Origin of the sequence: Bhargavaea massiliensis (assembly GCF_050480245.1) — a bacterium.
Classification (GTDB): domain Bacteria; phylum Bacillota; class Bacilli; order Bacillales; family Anoxybacillaceae; genus Anoxybacillus.
Map to the genome: position 1 here is coordinate 1 of NZ_JBCNEQ010000018.1, position 19,113 is coordinate 19,113.

21 protein-coding genes are annotated in these 19,113 nt (G+C 41.2%); 7 read left to right on the forward strand and 14 right to left on the reverse strand.

The features are described 5' to 3' along the window. Together ABEV15_RS04500 and ABEV15_RS04505 are read left to right on the forward strand one after the other, a co-directional pair. Nucleotides 1-768: sirohydrochlorin chelatase (locus ABEV15_RS04500; protein WP_498852474.1), on the forward strand; the 768-nt coding region annotated here is incomplete at its 5' end. A 4-nt stretch (nt 769-772) separates the two neighbouring features. After that, the gene (locus ABEV15_RS04505; RefSeq protein ID WP_498852475.1) at nt 773-1,270 is read left to right on the forward strand and encodes an NAD(P)-dependent oxidoreductase; all 498 of its coding nucleotides are present in this window, start codon (nt 773-775) and stop codon (nt 1,268-1,270) included. A gap of 25 nt (nt 1,271-1,295) precedes the next feature. Here the strand turns inward: ABEV15_RS04505 and ABEV15_RS04510 are convergent, their stop codons facing one another. Further along, a complete protein-coding gene (locus ABEV15_RS04510) occupies nt 1,296-2,027 on the reverse strand; it encodes a DUF4397 domain-containing protein (RefSeq protein ID WP_498852494.1) in 732 nt (243 codons plus the stop codon). Between the two features lie 113 nt (nt 2,028-2,140). On the opposite strand from ABEV15_RS04510, the gene ABEV15_RS04515 reads away from it, so the two are divergent. Then, nucleotides 2,141-2,419: an acylphosphatase gene (locus ABEV15_RS04515; RefSeq protein ID WP_004888848.1), complete on the forward strand. Its 279-nt coding sequence runs from the start codon at nt 2,141-2,143 to the stop codon at nt 2,417-2,419. A 16-nt stretch (nt 2,420-2,435) separates the two neighbouring features. On the opposite strand, the gene ABEV15_RS04520 is transcribed toward ABEV15_RS04515, so the two are convergent. The 4 genes from ABEV15_RS04520 to ABEV15_RS04535 form a co-directional block, all read right to left on the reverse strand. Then, nucleotides 2,436-2,582, reverse strand: coding sequence for a FeoB-associated Cys-rich membrane protein (locus ABEV15_RS04520; RefSeq protein ID WP_429633306.1), 147 nt, complete (start codon nt 2,580-2,582; stop codon nt 2,436-2,438). A gap of 14 nt (nt 2,583-2,596) precedes the next feature. Next, complete coding sequence (gene feoB, locus ABEV15_RS04525; RefSeq protein WP_498852476.1) at nt 2,597-4,600, reverse strand: ferrous iron transport protein B; 2,004 nt, start codon at nt 4,598-4,600, stop codon at nt 2,597-2,599. Continuing rightward, the gene (locus ABEV15_RS04530; protein ID WP_429633302.1) at nt 4,597-4,827 is read right to left on the reverse strand and encodes a FeoA family protein; all 231 of its coding nucleotides are present in this window, start codon (nt 4,825-4,827) and stop codon (nt 4,597-4,599) included. The genes feoB and ABEV15_RS04530 overlap by 4 nt, the downstream gene beginning before the upstream one ends. A 98-nt stretch (nt 4,828-4,925) precedes the next feature. Then, nucleotides 4,926-5,642 (reverse strand): arginase family protein, encoded by a 717-nt coding sequence (locus ABEV15_RS04535; protein ID WP_498852477.1) that lies wholly within the window; start codon nt 5,640-5,642, stop codon nt 4,926-4,928. A gap of 180 nt (nt 5,643-5,822) precedes the next feature. Here ABEV15_RS04535 and cdr point away from each other — a divergent pair, with 180 nt between their 5' ends. Beyond that, on the forward strand, nt 5,823-8,252 hold the full coding sequence (cdr, locus tag ABEV15_RS04540; protein ID WP_498852478.1) for a CoA-disulfide reductase: 2,430 nt from the start codon (nt 5,823-5,825) through the stop codon (nt 8,250-8,252). A gap of 128 nt (nt 8,253-8,380) precedes the next feature. Here cdr and ABEV15_RS04545 read toward each other — a convergent pair whose 3' ends face one another. Beyond that, nucleotides 8,381-9,070, reverse strand: a complete 690-nt coding sequence (locus ABEV15_RS04545; protein ID WP_429633296.1) for a TerC family protein — start codon at nt 9,068-9,070, stop codon at nt 8,381-8,383. A 224-nt stretch (nt 9,071-9,294) separates the two neighbouring features. Here ABEV15_RS04545 and ABEV15_RS04550 point away from each other — a divergent pair, with 224 nt between their 5' ends. Next, nucleotides 9,295-9,744 carry a C40 family peptidase gene (locus tag ABEV15_RS04550; RefSeq protein ID WP_498852479.1) on the forward strand — a complete coding sequence of 150 codons (450 nt, stop codon included), beginning with the start codon at nt 9,295-9,297 and terminating at the stop codon, nt 9,742-9,744. A 168-nt stretch (nt 9,745-9,912) separates the two neighbouring features. On the opposite strand, the gene ABEV15_RS04555 is transcribed toward ABEV15_RS04550, so the two are convergent. Then, nucleotides 9,913-11,394, reverse strand: coding sequence for a methyl-accepting chemotaxis protein (locus tag ABEV15_RS04555; RefSeq protein ID WP_498852480.1), 1,482 nt, complete (start codon nt 11,392-11,394; stop codon nt 9,913-9,915). A 123-nt stretch (nt 11,395-11,517) separates the two neighbouring features. Then, nucleotides 11,518-12,579, reverse strand: a complete 1,062-nt coding sequence (locus ABEV15_RS04560) for a nitric oxide synthase oxygenase (RefSeq protein ID WP_498852481.1) — start codon at nt 12,577-12,579, stop codon at nt 11,518-11,520. 227 nt (nt 12,580-12,806) lie between these two features. Between ABEV15_RS04560 and ABEV15_RS04565 the strand changes: the two genes are divergently transcribed. Next, on the forward strand, nt 12,807-13,214 hold the full coding sequence (locus ABEV15_RS04565; protein WP_498852482.1) for a hypothetical protein: 408 nt from the start codon (nt 12,807-12,809) through the stop codon (nt 13,212-13,214). Between the two features lie 119 nt (nt 13,215-13,333). On the opposite strand, the gene ABEV15_RS04570 is transcribed toward ABEV15_RS04565, so the two are convergent. The 4 genes from ABEV15_RS04570 to ABEV15_RS04585 all read right to left on the reverse strand — a co-directional run bounded on the left by ABEV15_RS04570 (nt 13,334) and on the right by ABEV15_RS04585 (nt 14,860). Then, nucleotides 13,334-13,456, reverse strand: coding sequence for a hypothetical protein (locus ABEV15_RS04570; RefSeq protein ID WP_498852483.1), 123 nt, complete (start codon nt 13,454-13,456; stop codon nt 13,334-13,336). Between the two features lie 20 nt (nt 13,457-13,476). Continuing rightward, nucleotides 13,477-13,626 carry a hypothetical protein gene (locus ABEV15_RS04575; RefSeq protein WP_498852484.1) on the reverse strand — a complete coding sequence of 50 codons (150 nt, stop codon included), beginning with the start codon at nt 13,624-13,626 and terminating at the stop codon, nt 13,477-13,479. A 27-nt stretch (nt 13,627-13,653) separates the two neighbouring features. Then, entirely contained in the window at nt 13,654-14,100 is a 447-nt protein-coding gene (locus tag ABEV15_RS04580) for a sigma-70 family RNA polymerase sigma factor (protein WP_498852485.1), read from the reverse strand. Nucleotides 14,101-14,215: 115 nt separating this feature from the next. Next, nucleotides 14,216-14,860 (reverse strand): peroxiredoxin, encoded by a 645-nt coding sequence (locus ABEV15_RS04585; protein ID WP_429633285.1) that lies wholly within the window; start codon nt 14,858-14,860, stop codon nt 14,216-14,218. Between the two features lie 173 nt (nt 14,861-15,033). On the opposite strand from ABEV15_RS04585, the gene ABEV15_RS04590 reads away from it, so the two are divergent. Next, entirely contained in the window at nt 15,034-15,387 is a 354-nt protein-coding gene (locus ABEV15_RS04590; RefSeq protein ID WP_498852486.1) for a twin-arginine translocation signal domain-containing protein, read from the forward strand. Nucleotides 15,388-15,437: 50 nt separating this feature from the next. Here ABEV15_RS04590 and ABEV15_RS04595 read toward each other — a convergent pair whose 3' ends face one another. Both ABEV15_RS04595 and ABEV15_RS04600 read right to left on the reverse strand, forming a co-directional pair. Next, on the reverse strand, nt 15,438-16,649 hold the full coding sequence (locus tag ABEV15_RS04595) for an MDR family MFS transporter (protein ID WP_498852487.1): 1,212 nt from the start codon (nt 16,647-16,649) through the stop codon (nt 15,438-15,440). A gap of 753 nt (nt 16,650-17,402) precedes the next feature. After that, nucleotides 17,403-19,067, reverse strand: a complete 1,665-nt coding sequence (locus tag ABEV15_RS04600; RefSeq protein ID WP_498852488.1) for an L-lactate permease — start codon at nt 19,065-19,067, stop codon at nt 17,403-17,405. Nucleotides 19,068-19,113 lie beyond the last annotated feature (46 nt).

Here is a 19,113-nt window from a genome sequence, read left to right on the forward strand (position 1 = left end):
GCATTCCTCTCCCACTTACTCTCTTTGGTCGTTGAAGTGGAGTCTCCTGCGCGAAATAGGATGAAAGCTGTATTGTATATTTGTCACGGGAGCCGATCGAAAGAAGGACAAAAAGAGGCGATCGCTTTTGTTGAACGCCTCTCTTCTTCGATCTCCATCCCTATTCAACATATATGTTTTTTAGAATTATGCGAACCGGATATTGTCACAGGAGTGGAACGTTGTGTTCGTGACGGAGCAACAACGATTTTAGCCATTCCGCTTTTACTATTGGCAGCGAATCACGCCAAACACGACATCCCGTATGAATTAGAAAAAGCAAAAAAAATGTTTCCTCATGTGACGATCACATACGGAAAACCGTTCGGTGTACAACATGACATTATTTCTGCTCTCTCCGCGATGATCGAACACGCCGATGCTATTATGCTCGTCGGTCGCGGAAGTAGCGATACGGAAGCACAAGTGGATTTTCAGCAGATCGCTTATTTATTGCAAAACGAAACAAACATACCCGTATATCCATGTTATTTAGCAGCTGCTTCTCCTTCTTTTTCTGACGTTGTCACTTCGCTTTCCAAAACAGCAAATCATAAACGAGTGGCCGTTGTTCCATACATCCTATTTTTCGGTCAGCTGCTTGACTATATTCATAAGACGCTGCAAGCACAACAAGCGAGCGATGTATCGTTTACATTATATCCCCCTGTGCGAACGTATGACGTATTAGACCATCTCGTTAAACAACAAGTGAAGGAATGGGGATGAACATATGTTTCCTCTTTTCGTACGAATGACAGGAAAAAAAGTTGTCATTGCTGGCGGAGGGCAAATTGCTTATCGCCGCTTGCTTCCCCTGCTTCATGAAGGAGCCCACATTACCGTCATTAGCCCAGAAGTGATCGATGAGATTGTTCATTTAGCTGAGCAGAAACAAATTACGTGGCACGCGCGCCCCATTGAACCAGCCGATTATATCGATGCTTTTTTGATTATCGCGGCAACGAACGATTCAAGCGTCAATGAACAAATTGCTGCACATGCGTCACCTAATCAACTTGTTAACGTCGTAAGCAACCATCTGCTTGGGAATGTTCATGTTCCCGCTTTCTTTTCACGTGGAAAATTACAAATCGCCATTACGACAGGTGGTGCAAGCCCGACTCTTGCCAAGCAAATCAAAAAACAACTTGAACAAATATTTGATGAATCGATTGCTGAATATATCGATGAGCTATATGAGCAACGACAAAAGCGAAAAGAGCCTTGATCATTTCGATCAAAGCTCTTTTTGTTTAAGACTCTAATACTAGCACCTCTAATGAAGGAGTGCGGGATACGTAACCGACGGCAACGACCGTATAAGACTTATTTGGTTGGAAGCGCACATTGGGAATCGATAAAACGACTTGATTCGTCCCTGCCACACGTACATCGACATGCAATTTTTCATTGACTGGTGCGTCAATATAATCCGTCACCTTTCCAAATGAAACATTGCGAAATAGCACATCACCATTGCGTAAAGCAATATCCACCGCTGGAGCATCTGGTGAAAAGTGAGCAAAGCGCACTTTCGCTTTCCCGTACGGTGCATACGGATGGTCAAGAATAGGAAGAAGTTGCAAGCGATGCACATCGCCAATGACTGCTAGTGTATACGTCATTTTCGGCAAGACATTAATCGTTTGACTAAGAATAGGGGACGATGTATGTCCTGCTGGATACACATCGATACGATGCTCTCCTTTTGGAATCTTCATATATTGGCTTAGTTGTTTATATTTCATATTGCGCAATATTTTTTGTCCATTCATATACACGTCAATCGCAGGAGTATCAGGTGAAGCATGGAATAGACGAACACGCCCATCATCATCATCTCGCTCTTCTTCGCGCCACTTGACTATTTTTTCTACATACTCCATATGTTTTCGCATATACTTTTCATGCCGATCCCAATCTTTATATTGATAATAACGCGCCAACAAATCATACATAACCGCCTTTTGAATATAGCGATCCATCTCGTTCACAGCTGTTCCTCCCTCGTAAATCTTTTTACGTATTCAACGTATGCGATGCGAGGTAGGCTGTTGTATGATTTTTATAGAAAATTTTTAGCGAGGGAGATAAACATATGATCGTTCGTTATTCCATTGTTGCGCACGGTCGCGTACAAGGTGTAGGGTTCCGCTACTTCGCCCAATATGAAGCAAGAAGACGGGGGCTGACTGGTTGGGTAAAAAATTGTGATGTCGACCATTTAATCGAAATAGAAGTGCAAGGAGAAGTTGAACGTGTGGAGGCTTTTGTCGATGAAATAAAAAAAGGACCGCCATTTGCGCGTGTGGAACGAATAGAGCAATACGCCATTCCTACAGTTCCCCACGAAACTACTTTTCGCATTATATATTGAAAAAAGCTGACCAAAGTCAGCTTTTTTCATGACAACTTGTACTACATGATCCTTTGACTGAACAAGCAGCACATGTTCCACGTTTACTTTTTTGAATAAAGCGAAAAATGGTCCAACCTGCATATCCGAAAATAGTTGTGCCAATGACAACATTTACGATCATGTATATCCCTTCCTTTAGAAGCCAAGCAAGCTTCCGAATTGGTAAATAGCGAGTGAAACGATATATGCTAACGCTAGCGCATAACTCATGGAGAACATCGTCCATTTTCGTGAACCTGTTTCTTTATAAATCGTTGCCACAGTCGCTAAACATGGAACATATAGTAAAACGAACACCATAAAACTAAACGCTGATAGCGGAGTAAAGTGCGATGCCATCAACCCTTGAAGCGACGCTACATCCGGTACGTGATAAATAATGTTCATCGTTGATACTACTACTTCTTTTGCTAAAAATCCCGTTAGTAGCGCAGCGCCTGCTTGCCATGTGCCAAAGCCAAGGGGCGCAAGTAACGGAGCAAGCACGCCACCAATCATTGCTAAAAAACTATCGTCCATATTTACATTGACGCCGTTCGGACCAACATAAGATAATAACCAGATGGCAACGGAACCGCCAAAAATAAACGTTCCTGCTTTTTTGACAAATCCTTTTCCTTTATCCCACGTGCTTCGCCATAGTGCTTGCCATTGCGGCATACGATATGGCGGTAATTCGACAACAAACACTGAAGCCCCTTGTTTTAAAATCGTCAATGAAAATAGTTTTGCGAGTATAAGTGCTAATACAACACCAAGAACATATAAAGAAAAAACGATAAGTGCTTGATTTGCTGCAAAAAATGCCCCAACAAACAAGGCATATACCGGCAAACGCGCGGAACAAGACATAAGCGGTGTTAACAACATCGTCACGAGCCGCTCCCGCGGTTGTTCGATCGTCCGAGCTGCCATTACGCCAGGAACGTTACAGCCAAATCCGATAATAAGCGGGATAAATGCTTTTCCGTTCAATCCCACTGCTTCCATTAATCGATCCATGACAAGCGCTACGCGCGCCATATACCCTGAATCTTCTAAGAAAGAAATGAAGAAAAATAAAATGAAAATTTGCGGAACAAACACAAGCACGCCGCCTACTCCAGCGATCACGCCATCAACGACGAGCGCGCGAATAAATTCAGAAGCGCCGATCGCTTCTAACATCGCTGTCACCGAATGGGTTAACGGACCCGCAAAAAATGCATCAAGCAAATCGGAAAGCGGCACGCCAAGCCAATCGAATGTCAGTTGAAATAAAATATACATCGTAAATAGAAAAATCGGAATGCCGACATATTTATTTGTTACAACTGCATCAATGCGGTCCGTCAGCGTCACTCGTCCGATTTCTTTGCGTTGTACAGACGTTTCGATCACTTCTTTAACAAACGAACGACGACGTTCATAAATCAACCGTGCAGGCGACATCTGTTCCGCATGTTGAACTTCTTTTTCTGCTTGTTCATATAATGAACGCCATGTTGCTTCCGGCAATTTTTCTGCTACATATTCACGAACGTAGCTATTTCCTTCATAAAACTGAATCGCTAACCACCGAACAGGAAACTGCTCCTCTGTGCCCCATGCCGCGACAAATCGTTCAATCGCTCGTTCCATTGCCTCACCGTAAAAAAGTGTGAAAGGCTCCGTTTGCTCTAGCACTTTTTCAAGCAGCGTGTGTTCTATTTGATCGCATCCTTTTCCTGTTCGAGCAATGACAGGAACAACAGGGACGCGCAATGCTTCTGCTAATTTGGCTTGATCGATGAATATGCCACGTCTTTCTGCGACATCCACCATATTTAAAGCGACTGTCAGCGGTTTACCGAATTCTAATAGCTGCACAGTTAACAATAAATTTCGCTCTAATTGCGACGCATCGACGATATTTAAAATTTCATCGAACGATTCAGTCAATAAAAATTGCGTCACGACACGCTCGTCGCGAGAAAGCGGATGAAGCGAATATACACCTGGCAAATCAATTACTTTCGCCCATTTATCACGCAAAACACCTACTTTTTTTTCAACCGTGACGCCGCTCCAGTTTCCGACATACTCATACGTCCCTGTTAATTGATTAAACAACGATGTTTTTCCTGTATTTGGGTTACCAACAAGTGCAATATGCATCATAGCGGCTTCACCTGAATGTTCATCGCCTCATTGCGACGAATACCGACGCATTGTCCGCAATTTTCAATCATAAACGGACCGCCAAGCGGCATTGTACATTTTAAGCAAATTTCTGCGCCTTCTGTAAATCCCATATCTAACAATCTTCTTTTTACTAAGCTGTTGACTTGTGACAAATCAACAATTTTTGCACGTTCCCCGACTCGTAATTGCGTCATCGCAATCATACGTAATCCCCCGATTAATAATGATAACCTTTTTCATCACCTATTATAGTACGAATTATAAAGAAACATCTATCCATTTTTATCATGTTCACAAAATGTTACGATGCGGAGGACACAGGCATATGTTTGAAACATGCACGTATAATTGCTTCATTTGCTTTTTCGTTTTTAGCACAAAATGAAACGTCTTCACCGCATATATCAACACCAAGCACATGTTTGGACTGAAAAAGATGTCCAATATAGGTTACAAGCGTGTGTAATGCCATCGTTCCTTGATCCCAGTTCGTCTGCGCGTCTTGTTTGCGAAGCACATCTTTATCAATGCTAATGTATACATGTTTTGTCGGGATGGCGCGCATAATCGCGGTTGGTGCATATATCAAATCGCTTTTTGGAAAAATCGTCACATGTGAAGATGATTGTGAAGCTGCTGAACCGATGATGACAACGTGTTTTAATGTTGGAACGTGTTTTTGGGCATATGATACCCATGAGCCACATGAAAGAAGCGGAAACAATGTTTGTTCATTCATATCTGTATGATGATCGAACAATACGAGCGTAAACGGCTCATGAAACTGCTTAAGCAATACGTACGAAACATAATGATAATTGCCGCTACCGATAAACGTAATCCCTCTCGTGTAGCGACGAGTAAGACGGCTTTCAATTTCTCGAATGGCTTGATCATCACAATATAAATTCGTTCCTTTAATGTCATACATATCGATCCACTCATGAGGAAAACGAAGAAGATTTCGTTGCCACGTATACGTATGATCGAAGTTTAAAAACGTTACACTTGGATGCATACATCTCCCCACCCTTGTGCAAGTTTTTCTCTTCAATAAAATTATACAAGCGTCTTTAGTGAACATACAATCATATTATAACGTGAAAACTTCCACATATTTGCCACAAATAAATACATATACCCCTTTATCTATAATTTTTATTGTGATACAATTCATAATGTAAGGAGGCTGATCAATATGAGCAAAAAAATCGTAATTGTCGGTGGTGTAGCTGGTGGCGCAACAACAGCTGCTCGCTTACGTCGTTTAGATGAACAGGCAGAAATCGTTATGTTTGAACGTGGAGAATATATTTCATTCGCAAACTGTGGTCTTCCGTATTACATTGGTGGAACCGTTGCAGAACGCGATGCGCTACTTGTTCAAACAGTTAAAGGCATGTCAGAAAAATTTAATCTCGACATTCGCATTCAAAGCGAAGTCATTGCGATTAACCGTGAACGCAAAACCGTAGCGGTAAAACATTTACCAACAGGTGAAACGTACGAAGAAAGTTACGACTATCTCGTCTTATCGCCAGGCGCAAGCCCAATTAAGCCAAACATTCCAGGTATTGCAGAAGCAAACGCCTTATTTACATTACGAAACATTCCAGATACAGATCGGATCAAAGCATATGTCGATGAAAAGAAACCAAAAAAAGCAGTCGTGATTGGCGGAGGGTTTATCGGTGTAGAAATGGCCGAAAACTTATGGGAACGCGGCATAGACGTGACACTTGTTGAAGTGGCGAAACAAATTATGGCCCCTGTCGACTACGAAATGGCTGCGATTCTTCATCAGCATATAAAAGATAAAGGTGTGCGGCTCATTTTAGAAGATGGTGTCGCTGCATTTGAACAACAAGGAAAAATCGTTCTCTTACAAAGCGGAACAACACTCGATACAGACATGATCGTATTAGCCATTGGTGTGAAGCCAGAAAACGAATTAGCAAAACAAGCTGGGCTAGCTATTGGCGAACGTGGCGGCATTCAAGTGAATGAATATTTACAAACATCCGATCCTTCGATTTATGCAATTGGTGATGCGATCGAAGTCATTGACTATGTGAACGGAAGAGCGACTCACATTCCGCTCGCATGGCCCGCAAACCGTCAAGGTCGAATTGTTGCGGACCATATCAACGGTCGAAACGTACGCTATAAAGGAACACTTGGCACAGCAATCGCCAAAGTATTCGATATGACGGTTGCAGCGACAGGAAACAACGAAAAAACGTTACAGCGTCTTGGCATACAATACGAAGCGTTGCACATCCATCCAAATTCACATGCAAGCTACTATCCAGGAGCGTTTCCGATTGCATTAAAATTGTTATTTGATCGAAAAACAGGGCGCATTTTCGGTGCTCAAGCAGTTGGTTACGACGGTGTCGATAAACGAATTGACGTTATTGCAACAGCGATTAAAGGCGGAATGACGGTATTTGATTTACCAGATTTAGAATTAGCTTATGCACCGCCATATTCATCCGCTAAAGACCCGGTCAATATGGCTGGTTATGTCGCAACAAATATGATTGAAGACATGGTTGAAACGATTCAGTGGCATCAAGTGAATGAATTAATCAAAAACGGTGCACGTCTCGTTGACGTTCGTGAAGAAATAGAACGCGACATGGGCTTTATCCCAAACTCGATCAACATTCCGCTCGGACAATTGCGCAAACGACTTCATGAGCTTCCTAAAGATGAAACGATCTACGTTTATTGTCAAGTTGGATTACGCGGTTACTTAGCCGCACGCATATTGTCTCAACATGGCTTCCGTGTGAAAAACTTAGACGGTGGGTATAAAACATACGCAGCCGTTTATGGTGAACAACACGAACAGCAAAAGGAAGAAGAAAAACCATTGGAGAGTGGCGACGTCATGCATGTTCAAGCAACAACCACATTAGATGCATGTGGACTCCAATGCCCTGGGCCGATTATGAAAGTATATCAAGCGATGGAACAGCTAAAAGACGGCGATGTGCTAGAAGTGAAAGCGACGGATCCAGGCTTTGCGCGCGACATTCAATCATGGTGCAAAAAAACAGGCAATACGCTGTTAAAAACAACTTTTGAAAATAAAACGTTTATCGCCCATATTCAAAAAGGAACGCAAACACCGACTGTAAAGGAACCGAAAAAAGACGGTGCAACGATCGTTGTTTTTAGCGGTGATTTAGATAAAGCGATTGCGTCGTTTATTATCGCATCCGGCGCTGCCGCAATGGGCAAAAAAGTAACGATGTTCTTTACGTTCTGGGGACTAAATATTTTGCGGAGAAAAGATGCCCCTCCAGTGCAAAAAGATATGCTTGAAAAAATGTTCGGTATGATGATGCCAAAAGGTGTTCATGACCTCCCGTTATCAAAAATGAACATGGCAGGCATGGGACCAAAAATGATTCAATACGTGATGGAAAAGAAACACGTAGACGATATTGAAACGTTAATGAAAAACGCCATGGCTGCAGGTGTAAAACTCGTCGCATGCTCGATGTCAATGGACATTATAGGCATGAAGAAGGAAGAATTAATTGACGGAATCGAAATTGGTGGCGTCGCAACATATTTAGGCGATGCTGAAGAAGCAGGATTAAACTTGTTTATTTAAAAAAATCGGGCTATCTCGTTACAGAGATAGCCCTTTCAAGTATATTCACAGGGGGATCGGGGGAATACACTTAGCATTATCCATTATGACCGTTATTTTTGATTTTATACGTGCATGTATGAAATTTTTTATGCTATTTTTCGCTTATCGGTCTTTTTATTTTTCACATAGCCCGCTAGTAAAATCAATGCGGTGACAACAATAAGAAATACGAGCGATTGCGAACCATGTGGAACAGCGATCCATTTTTGTAACTGTTCATCCTTTAATAACATTTCCCCTGCTGTCCATGCTAAAATACCTGAGCCAACGTACGGAATCCACTTATATTTTTCCATCGCCAACACAATGGCCTTTGATCCGAAAATCATAATCGGAATGCTGATCGCGACACCAAAAGCAATCATGCCAATATGCCCACCAGATGCACCAGCAATCGCAACGACGTTATCTAAACTCATGATAGCATCGGCAACGATAATGGTCCAAATGGCTTTCCATAACCGATCTGCCGCTTGTACATTTGCTTCCTCTTCCCCGTTAATTAACACTTTATATGCAATCCAAAGCAACAATAATCCCCCGACAAGATGGACGAACGGAATTTGTAATAACAATACAATGACTGCGGCAAATAATACGCGTAAAATAACCGCTCCAGCTGTACCAAATAAAATGGCTCGATTGCGTTGTTTTTCTGGCAACCGATGTGTAGCCATCGCAATAACAATTGCATTATCTCCAGATAAAATAATGTCGATGGCAATAATTTTTAGCAAGGCAAGAAGCGCTTCTGATGAAATCATCCAATCACCCATTACAGTTCCCCTTTTTCAATGTACTTCTCCCCTATCTTATCGCGAAGCTCGTCTACATTCAACTTTTGTATTCCGACATATATGTTAAATTCTCTCTCTATTTTTACAAAAACCGATCGTTGTAATGTATTTGTAACATAATTTAATGGCTATGTAACAATTTTTCGACATCTTTTTTGCTATAATGTACTCGTCGATGGAACAAGTCTTTGGAGGTTTAAGCAATGAAAAGATTTCTAGCTGCTACCGCTCTCTTTATGTTGCTATGTTTCATGTATCTTGTAACCCCTTTCAAAACAGAAGCTGCGTTTTCAGCCAAGACGCTTATCGCTGAAGCGCATAAAGTTATTGGTACACCGTATCGCGCAGGAGGAACAACACCAAAAGGATTCGATTGCTCTGGTTTTGTTAGTTATGCATACAAAAAAGTAGGCGTTTCACTTCCTCGTTCTTCAGAAGCGATGTATAAGAAAGGAAAGCCTGTTTCCCCCAAACAATTAGCACCAGGGGATTTGCTGTTTTTCAAAACATCGAAACATAAGGGGATCTCTCACGTTGCAATCTATATTGGCAACGGTCGCATGATTCATGCGACATCATCGAAAGGGGTTAAAGTAGACTCTATTTATCAATCTTATTGGAAACAACGTTTTGTTGGAGCAAAACGACTATAATGCGAAAGCAAGCACTTCATGCCGAACGTCTTTTCGACGCGGAGTGCTTGCTCTCGACAGTAAAGCAGGGAATGTCCCCTGCTTTTTTTTTCATGATTTTTTCATTTTCCCCCGCATTTTTCCGATATATAATGTATGTAATATGGGGATGATGGAGGTGCTTTTTGTTTATATCATTTGTTGTTGAATGGCCGCGGCACGATGGGCTGTTTCTGTTACATACGCTGCCATTTGTTCATTCGCATCTTTTAAATGTTCAACTGTTGCGCTTACTTCTTCAAGCGATGCGCTCGACTGCTGAATGAAAACAGAAAAATCGCTGATGGAACGGTCCATTTTTTCTCCTTGTTTCTCTAACTTTTCGCTAATGATAAAAAAGTGTGATAGCTGCTCTTGTAAGTAAGTTAGCGATTGATATAGCTTTTCGAAGTAAGCGTTGACTTCACTTGTCAACGTCTCATTTTTTGTCAGTTGTTCGCTCGTTTCATCCATCCGCTCCAGCAACTCATTATTGCTTTCATTCACTTCTGACAAATTGTGAACGATTTGTTGTGTCGTCTCCTCCGTCAACACAGCTAGCTTGCGAATTTCTTCAGCGACAACCGCAAATCCTTTTCCATATTCCCCTGCGCGTGCTGCCTCGATTGTCGCATTTAATGCCAATAAGTTCGTCTGATTTGTAATTTGATTAATTTTTTTTGTTAACTCATTTGTACTCGCAATTTTGCTCGTTAACGCATTTAATGTTGCCCTTGTGGCATGAATGACTTCGTGAAACTTTTCTGTATGCATCAATAACAAATGCATTTTTTGTATGCCCGCTTGCGCCATTTCGCTCGATTGTGACGAATGCTCTTTCAGTTGTCTAGAAGTCTCGTAAATGCGCTCACCCATCGCTTTCGCTTCCGCTACTTCATTGTGTATATCGATGACTTGCTCGCTCTGCGCCTGACCCGCTACCGCAGCTTGACGAATCGGTTCTTTCATTTCTTCTTGCGCTTGCACATTTTGAAGTACTTTTTGGTGAATATGTTCGACGTTTTCAATAATATGCTTTACTTGTTGTTCGAGCTCATGTCTTCTTGCTGTTTGTTTTTCTTTTTCAGCATGCGCTTGCCCAACGTGTTCAACAAGTTGATGAAACTGCTTACGGCTTAGATATAGCAGCACAGAAAGCGCGATACCGATCACCACATAAACAATAAACACCGTATGCCCTGTTTTTTGAAACACTTGTTGAAAAGGGGAAGGAACGAGTGCACTAATAACTAAAATGATTCCCCCAAGTAAAATGCCTGTAATAAACAGTATACGATTTAGATGTAAAACTGAAAACACAACTAAACAAAAAGCAAGGGCAATTGTTCCTAAGCCCCCTCCAGTCGTAAACAGACTGACTAAAGTGGCCAAAAATATTATAAAAATAATAAAGTATGGGTAAATCAGCTCGTACTTTTTCATTTTTCTTAAAGCTACATAAACGCATACATTCAGACCCAAACTTCCTCCATAGATGGCGGCCTTCTCTACTCTCTCCCCAATCAAAATAAGCCCGACTACACCTGTTACTGCACTAAGCGTGTAAATAAGAAACAAGAAAAAATTTTTCTTCCTCAGTTCTTCCATTTTAAGCTGCTCAATAAAATCCACTTGAGTCTCCCCCTTTTCCTTTTTTCTATAACTATATCAAAAAAATAGGAAAGTAGTAAATGATATTCTGAAAATTAGGAATATATTCATGTGAAAAAACACCGCGCGAACGGCGCGGCGGTGTCATTCATAAGGACGTTGTTGATAAAAATAATTCGGTTTGACTATTGTATTCTCATAATATTGATGGAAGATGTGCGTTGTTGCAGGCGAAAGCGGTGGAATGAGCCACGTCCAACTGCCTGTTACTTTCCTTCCTGCTTCTTGCTCTTGCTGTTCAAAACGTTTAAACTGCTGAGCCGCTGTATGATGATCGACAATACTTACCCCTGCTTTTTTATATGAGTATAAAACAGCGATATTTAATTCAACAAGCGCCTGATCTTTCCATAATGTACTATTTCTTGACGTATCAAGTCCCATGCATGAAGCAATTTTCGGAAGCATGTTATAGCGGTAATCATCAGCAAAATTGCGCGCACCAATTTCCGTCCCCATGTACCACCCATTAAACGGAGCTGCCGTATAGCGTATGCCTCCGATTTCTAAACACATATCTGAAATAATTGGAACAGCATACCATTTTAACTGTAAATCGCGAAACCATGAAAACGTCGGGTGTTCAATCGGCACTTCAAGCACAATATCTTTTGGAATCGGAAACAACTTCGGCTTGCGCCCATCGACTTGAATAACGAGAGGTAAAATGTCAAAATGCGTTCGTTCCCCTTTCCAACCTAACTGCTCACATGCTTTCGTAAACGATATGGACGATGAATCCCCGATCGTTCCATGCTCTGTTTCGTAACCAGCATAGCGAATTAACTGATGATTCCAAATGCGCACTCGCTCAGGACGAAAAATAGTAATGGTCGGACGGATTTTCCCACCGTTTGTCGCAAATTCGATGTGATGAAACAGCCGCTCAACAACATCCTCTTCCCGCTCAATCGTACGCGCATCAAACACGTGAAGCGTTTGCCAAAATAGACGCCCGATACAACGATTGCTGTTGCGCCATGCCATACGCGCTCCGTGCTCAAGCTCTTCATACGTATGTTCATACGTCCCTGTTTGTTCAATTTCTCGCTTCACTTGTTGCAACCGCTCATATATTTCATCATCGTTTTTTCCTAGTTCTGTATAACATAACGTAATAAATTGTTCCGCCTCTTTCCATAACATATGCCATCACTCCATGTTCGTATCTTCTTATACAATACATCATGTATGAAGAAAATGAAAAGAAGGAGCATGTCGTTTCCTGTTCCACTCTCCATCCTTATCATTTATAATAATACTGGGGAACGGTCTTCATCTGTACTGCCACATCAAATAAAGCCTCTCTTCGACACACGACATGCCACACAGCTGTTTCCCTTTCTACTTTTCCAAACGAAAGGAGGGTAAGCATGGAGCATATGCTACAACGCATTTTGGACAAGCTCGAAAAGATGGGAACAGAACTTGAAGAAGTCAAAGCTAACGTGGCAACAAAACAAGAGCTTGAAGAAATCAAAGCTAACATGGCAACAAAACAAGAGCTTGAAGAAATCAAAGCTAACATGGTAACAAAGCAAGAGCTTGAAGAAATCAAAGCTAACATGGCGACAAGGCAAGAGCTTGAAGAAATCAAAGCTAACATGGCGACAAGGCAAGACTTAGCGCTTGTCCAGCAAGCGGTGCTTGAAACAAATGAGATCGTCAAAAAACTAGAAAGCAAAATCGACAACCATGAGCAACTGTTAACTCTTCTTTCACACCGCTCTCTTGAGCATGAGGCTTCCATTTCTAGCATTCGTTTCATTTTAACGAAATAAACGAGGGGCTCCCCTCGTTTATTCTATATGGTGTAACATATATTCATCTCCTTGTCGAACGATAACGACATAAAATGTACCAATGGATTCGTTTGTACGTGCGTTGATTACTGTCACTTTCACTCGGTCGGTTTCACCTCGATATACGTTTGAAAGTTCGTCGACTTTTGATCGACAACGTCAAATTCAATGTAACCTGTGTAACCTGTTAAATGAGCTGCATCAGCGTAATACGTACGCACAATGCGATACTTCCCATTTTCTAACTTGCCGCAGCAATGGCAACATACGCAGGACTAAATGACTTTCGCTTCGGTTGTTTTTCCCTTTTTTCAATCTGAGCGATCACTTTATTCTTCAATTGCTCCGTCACGACAATGTGTTCCATCTCTTTTTTATATCGCTCACGCAAAATCATACTCCCCTTTCAGCTTGTTTTTTAACATCTCCCGCGCACGAGCAAGCAACGAACTGTACTTTCACGCTTTTTCAACAAATGGGCGATTTCTTTTGTTTGATATCCTTCATAATAAAATAAATGAATGACTTCTCTATATTTCATCGGAAGCGATGTCACAGCTTCAATGACATCGAAGTTACCTCTACCATCGACAAGGGAAGAATGCGACCATTCTTCATAGGTATCCATTTTTCGATACGCAAACGACTTTAACTTATTTTTACGTACGTTCACGGTAACGCGAATCAACCACGCCTTCACATGCTCCTCACTTTGCAACCGGTCCATATGTTCATATAGCTTAATAAACACCTCTTGAAACACATCTTCTGGATCATGTAGATTTCTCATATACGTATACGCTAGACGTAATACTACATTCCCATACTCATCCATGGCACGTTTGATTTGTTCTTTTGTGCACAAAGAAACGACCTCCTTTCACTCCATATACAACTGAACAGGTGAAAATGTTGCGACCGATCAAATTTTTTTATCCTAAGCATACAAAAAGACAGCGAGTGATGCACCCGCTGTCTTTTTATGTTTGCTTCGTACAAAACCACCAATCAAAACAATCGATTTCCCCTTGTTTTGCTTTATTTAATCGTTCTTCTGCTTCTTGAATAGTGCGCGGCGGCGGCATAATGAGCCGATCTCCTACTAACTCGTTATGTGGCCAATTCGCTGGTGTTGCTGCTTTATATGCATCTGTTGTTTGCAACGCTTTCACTGCTCTCACAATTTCGTATATGTTTCTTCCGACCGATTCAGGGTACGTTAACATGAGACGAATCGTCCCCTCGTGGTCAACAACATATACACTGCGCACCGTTCTTGTCCCTTTCGTTGGATGAATCATCCCGAGCTGTTTCGCCACATATCCAAGTTCATCCGCAATAATTGGGAATGAAATGTTAACACGAAGTTTTTCACGAATCCACTCGATCCATTTCATGTGGGAAAACACTTGTTCAACCGACAGACCGATTAACTCTGTATTCATCTCGTTAAATTGTGGCTTCATTTTCTCAAACGCCACGAACTCTGTCGTGCAGACCGGGGTAAAATCAGCTGGATGACTAAAGAGGACAAACCAACGCCCAGCATAATCATCTGGCAATGTGATCGTTCCAACAGTCGTCACTACCGTCATCGTTGGAAAGCGGTCTGAAATAAATGGCATGCTCATCCCTCCATACGTTTTACCGTTTCATCTTATGCATCTCCCCATAGGCATGAACATTGTCCTCACTTTGTCATAATTTTGTCACAAACAAAAATACACTTCTTCTTTTCAAAGCATTTCATTTTAATTAAAGTACCCATATATGTATATGAATGAGGAGGGATAGCTCTATGAGTGAAAAAATAAGTCGTCGAACGTTTTTAAAACGTTCAACAGTTGCTGGTGCAACAGCTGGGATGTTGCTTACGACAAAAACACCGGGATACGCACAAACTGACAAATCAGACGAAAACACGTTAATCGGCTCACTTATTGACTTAACAAAATGTGATGGTTGCGCAGCTTATGACACACCATTATGTGTGACAGCTTGTAAACAAAAAAATGAACACCGTTTCCCACAGCCACAAAAACCAATCAAAGATTATTGGCCACAAAAAAGCATGAAGACTGGTCCAACGAAAAAGACCGCACTAATCGCCTCACTCCTTACAACTGGACATACGTTGAAAAAGTGCAAGTAAAATTGTAAATTTCCTCATTTCTCCACCCCATCCGTCGTACAAACAAACTGTTACAAACTATATTCCATATGCCGTTTCGTCACCTTCATTAAACGGCCAACATATAAGAAAACAGGAAAACCGATGGAAGTACATAAAGCTAATAAGCTAAAAATAAGCAAATGGTTGCCATAACCAAGATGTTCAAGCATCAATCCTCCAATCCAAGGACCAACGGCGTTGCCTATGGCCGTAAAACCAATAGAACCGAAATATAATCCTTTCATATGTTGAGGTGCAATTTGGTCAATAAATATGTCGATCATCGAAAACATCATCACTTCTCCGACTGTTAATATAAACATAGACGCAAATAACATCGGAACAGCAGTGAATAAACCAAATCCAAAAAGACCTAATGCTACCGCACCAATCCCGAACATAATCGACGTCAATGCAGAATAACGCTTACCAATTCTTGAAATAGGATACTGTATAACGAGTACAGTAATGGCATTAAAGACGATTAAATAAGAAAAAAGCTGTACACCATCTTTATATCGCGACAAATATTGCGGAATGGTTGAATTAAATTGTGAATACCCTGTTACACCGAGAATCATTCCGATCACAGCGAATAAAAAAACACGATCATTCCCTAATACGTTGACAGCGTTTCGAAGCGTTACATGTTCAGATGCGTCGCCATGCTTTTCAATTGTATATTTTGAAAAAAGTGCTACAAGTAAAATGAAATAAAGAAAATAAACAAAAGAAGTGATAAAAAAAGCGGCTGTCGATGACGAACTACCGATCTTCAAGCCGACTAATGGACCGACTGCTGCCCCTACATTAATCGCAGCGTATCGCAAGTTAAACACAAGCAATTTATTTTCTTGTTTTGTCACTTGCGACAACAACGCTCGCGATGAAGGTTCAAAAAACGAACGACATAAGCCGTTTAACGCATTTAATAGAAAAAACGTCCAAACGCTCTCCGCCGTCGCAAAACCAATAAACACGAACGTCCACATCAAAAGAGAAATTTTCATCACTTTCTCTCGCCCGTATCGATCGGAAACATACCCGCCAAAAAAACCACCAAACAGTCCTACAATCGAACTAATCCCAATAATTGCCCCTGCAAATGAAGCGCTAACTCCTTTTACGCTCGTTAAATAAATGGCTAAAAACGGAATGGTCATAAACATCGCCATTCTTGCAAATAATGTTCCGATAATAATTGTTATACTGATAGGATGTAGTTTTTTTATATTATCCATAATTCCCCTTCTATCTTAAAAATGAACTTTGTTTAAGATTATATTATACTTTAGAACAAATTAACAATATTTTAACAAAATTGTAGATACATATGATAGAAGATGGTATGATTCGTCTAGTTCATGTGGAAGATGCAGAAACGGTTCATCAAATCATGCTTTCTGCCCTTGAAGAATATAGGCATAGCGATTTCGCGCTCTATTTGAAACGGCAGATTGTATAGAAAAAGCGTTACAAATTAGTCAGGAAAAATCGTTGCTCTAATTTGAAAACAATGTTGCCGTTAGTACAATAAGATTGACAGTCCAGTTTTTCCGCCTTTCTACTTGATCTCGTCCGTTTCTTTCGTTTTTTAAACTGCGGACATTTTACTTATCCTTCAAAAAAGTTTTGATAGGCGGTTGTCGCGTTTTTAATCCCTTGTTTTGTGATGTTGTTCGAGTATTGATTAAGCCATGTGTACTCGTTTGTTTCAACTTCGTTAGTCTTTTTCTTATTTCCCCATCATTTAAAAATTTGCCACCTTTTTTAAGTCCCCCGATTGTTGTGCTAAAGTAAGGTTATATACAGCTTCTTTTTTTGCTTATTGTTGGAAAGAAACATGACCTTATATGTTCGAATCATCTTCAATCACCTCTACACACCATCATACCGCAAAAAATTATAAATTTTATATAGAGGTTTAAATAAAAAAGGAACTTCCGGTACAGAGAAATATATATTCCTCTGCATCCGAATGTCCCTTCCATTCATTAAGGAACCATCCATGAAAGTACATTTGACTGTAAGAACGTTAAAATGCCAATTAAAATGATTAAGAAAATACTATGCTTCACAGTAAAGCGGAATAGATCGGATTCTTTGCCAGCTAATCCTACTGCAGCACAGGCAACTGCAATTGATTGTGGAGAAATCATTTTTCCGACAACCCCACCAGATGAGTTCGCTGCTACCGCAAGTACTGGATCCATGCCGAGCGATGTCGCTGTTACTTTTTGCAAGTTTCCAAACAACAAGTTTGATGATGTATCTGAGCCGGTAATAAATACACCAAGCCAACCTAAAAACGGCGAGAAGAAAGCAAAGAGAGGGCCTGTTTTCGCCAATGCCATCCCGAGCGTTGTGCTCATGCCAGAGGCGTTCGTCACATAGGCAAAGCCGACAACCGAAGCAATAGTGACAATCGGAAATTTTAACTCATTAAGTGTTTCACCAAACGTCGCAAACCATTCACGCCAAGAAATACGAACGATAAATTTCGTAACAATCGCTGCAAATAAAATTGCTGTTCCTGCTGCTCCAAGCAACTCTAGTTTATAAACAGCTAAAATCGGTTGGCCGCTCGCGTTCACAATTTTATTGCTTAATCCAGGCACTTCCGGCATAAATGTTAACGAAGAACCTAATGTATTAAGCGCTTTCAATAAAGCGTTCGTTCCTTCGTAATGTCCTGTTAGCGCCGCTTTTACTTGTGGGATTCCCCAGATGGAGATAAACGCTGTTAATACTAAAAATGGAGACCACGCCTTAAATACTTCACCACTTGTATGTTTTGTTGATGTGGCGAATGTAGCACGCGTTTCACTCTCAAAACGATACACGCTTTTTGGTTTCCAAACTTTTAAAAACACAGCTAAGGCAACTAGTGAAACAAGTGCCGACAAAATATCTGGTAATTCTGGCCCTAAAAAGTTTGAGCTTGCATATTGGGTAAGCGCAAATGAGATACCAGATACTAAAATAGCTGGCAATACTTCGACTGCCCTTTTCCATCCAGCCATAATTAATACGAGATAAAACGGAATAAATAACGACAAAAATGGCAACTGGCGACCGACCATCTTCGAGATATCCATCGCTGGAATGCCCGTCGGACCAGCAACAGCAGTAATCGGAATTCCAATGGCTCCAAACGCAACTGGCGCTGTATTAGCAATTAAACAAATACCAGCTGCATATAAGGGATTAAACCCTAATCCGACAAGCAATGCCGCAGAAATCGCGACCGGTGCCCCAAATCCAGCAGCTCCTTCCAAAAATGCCCCAAACGAAAAAGCAATTAACAACGCTTGCAATCGACGATCTTCCGTAATCGACAAGACCGAGTCGCGAATCGTATCAAACTGTCCTGTTTTCACAGTCAGTTTATATAAAAAGACAGATGTAATAATAATCCAACCGATTGGCAATAACCCGTATACTGCTCCTTGCGTTGCCGACATCACTGCCATACTAACCGGCATTTTGTAAGCGATTACAGCAATGACCAAAGCAACGGCTAGCGTCGTCACTCCCGCTATATGTCCTTTCATTCGCTTCACTGCCAACGCCCAAAAGAAATATAAAATCGGAATGAGCGCAACAACCGCTGACAGTGCCAATTGATCAGCAACCGGCGTAAAATCTTGCTTCCACATAAAAACCTCCCCTTTCTGTTTGCACCGATTTCCCCTATGATAAGAC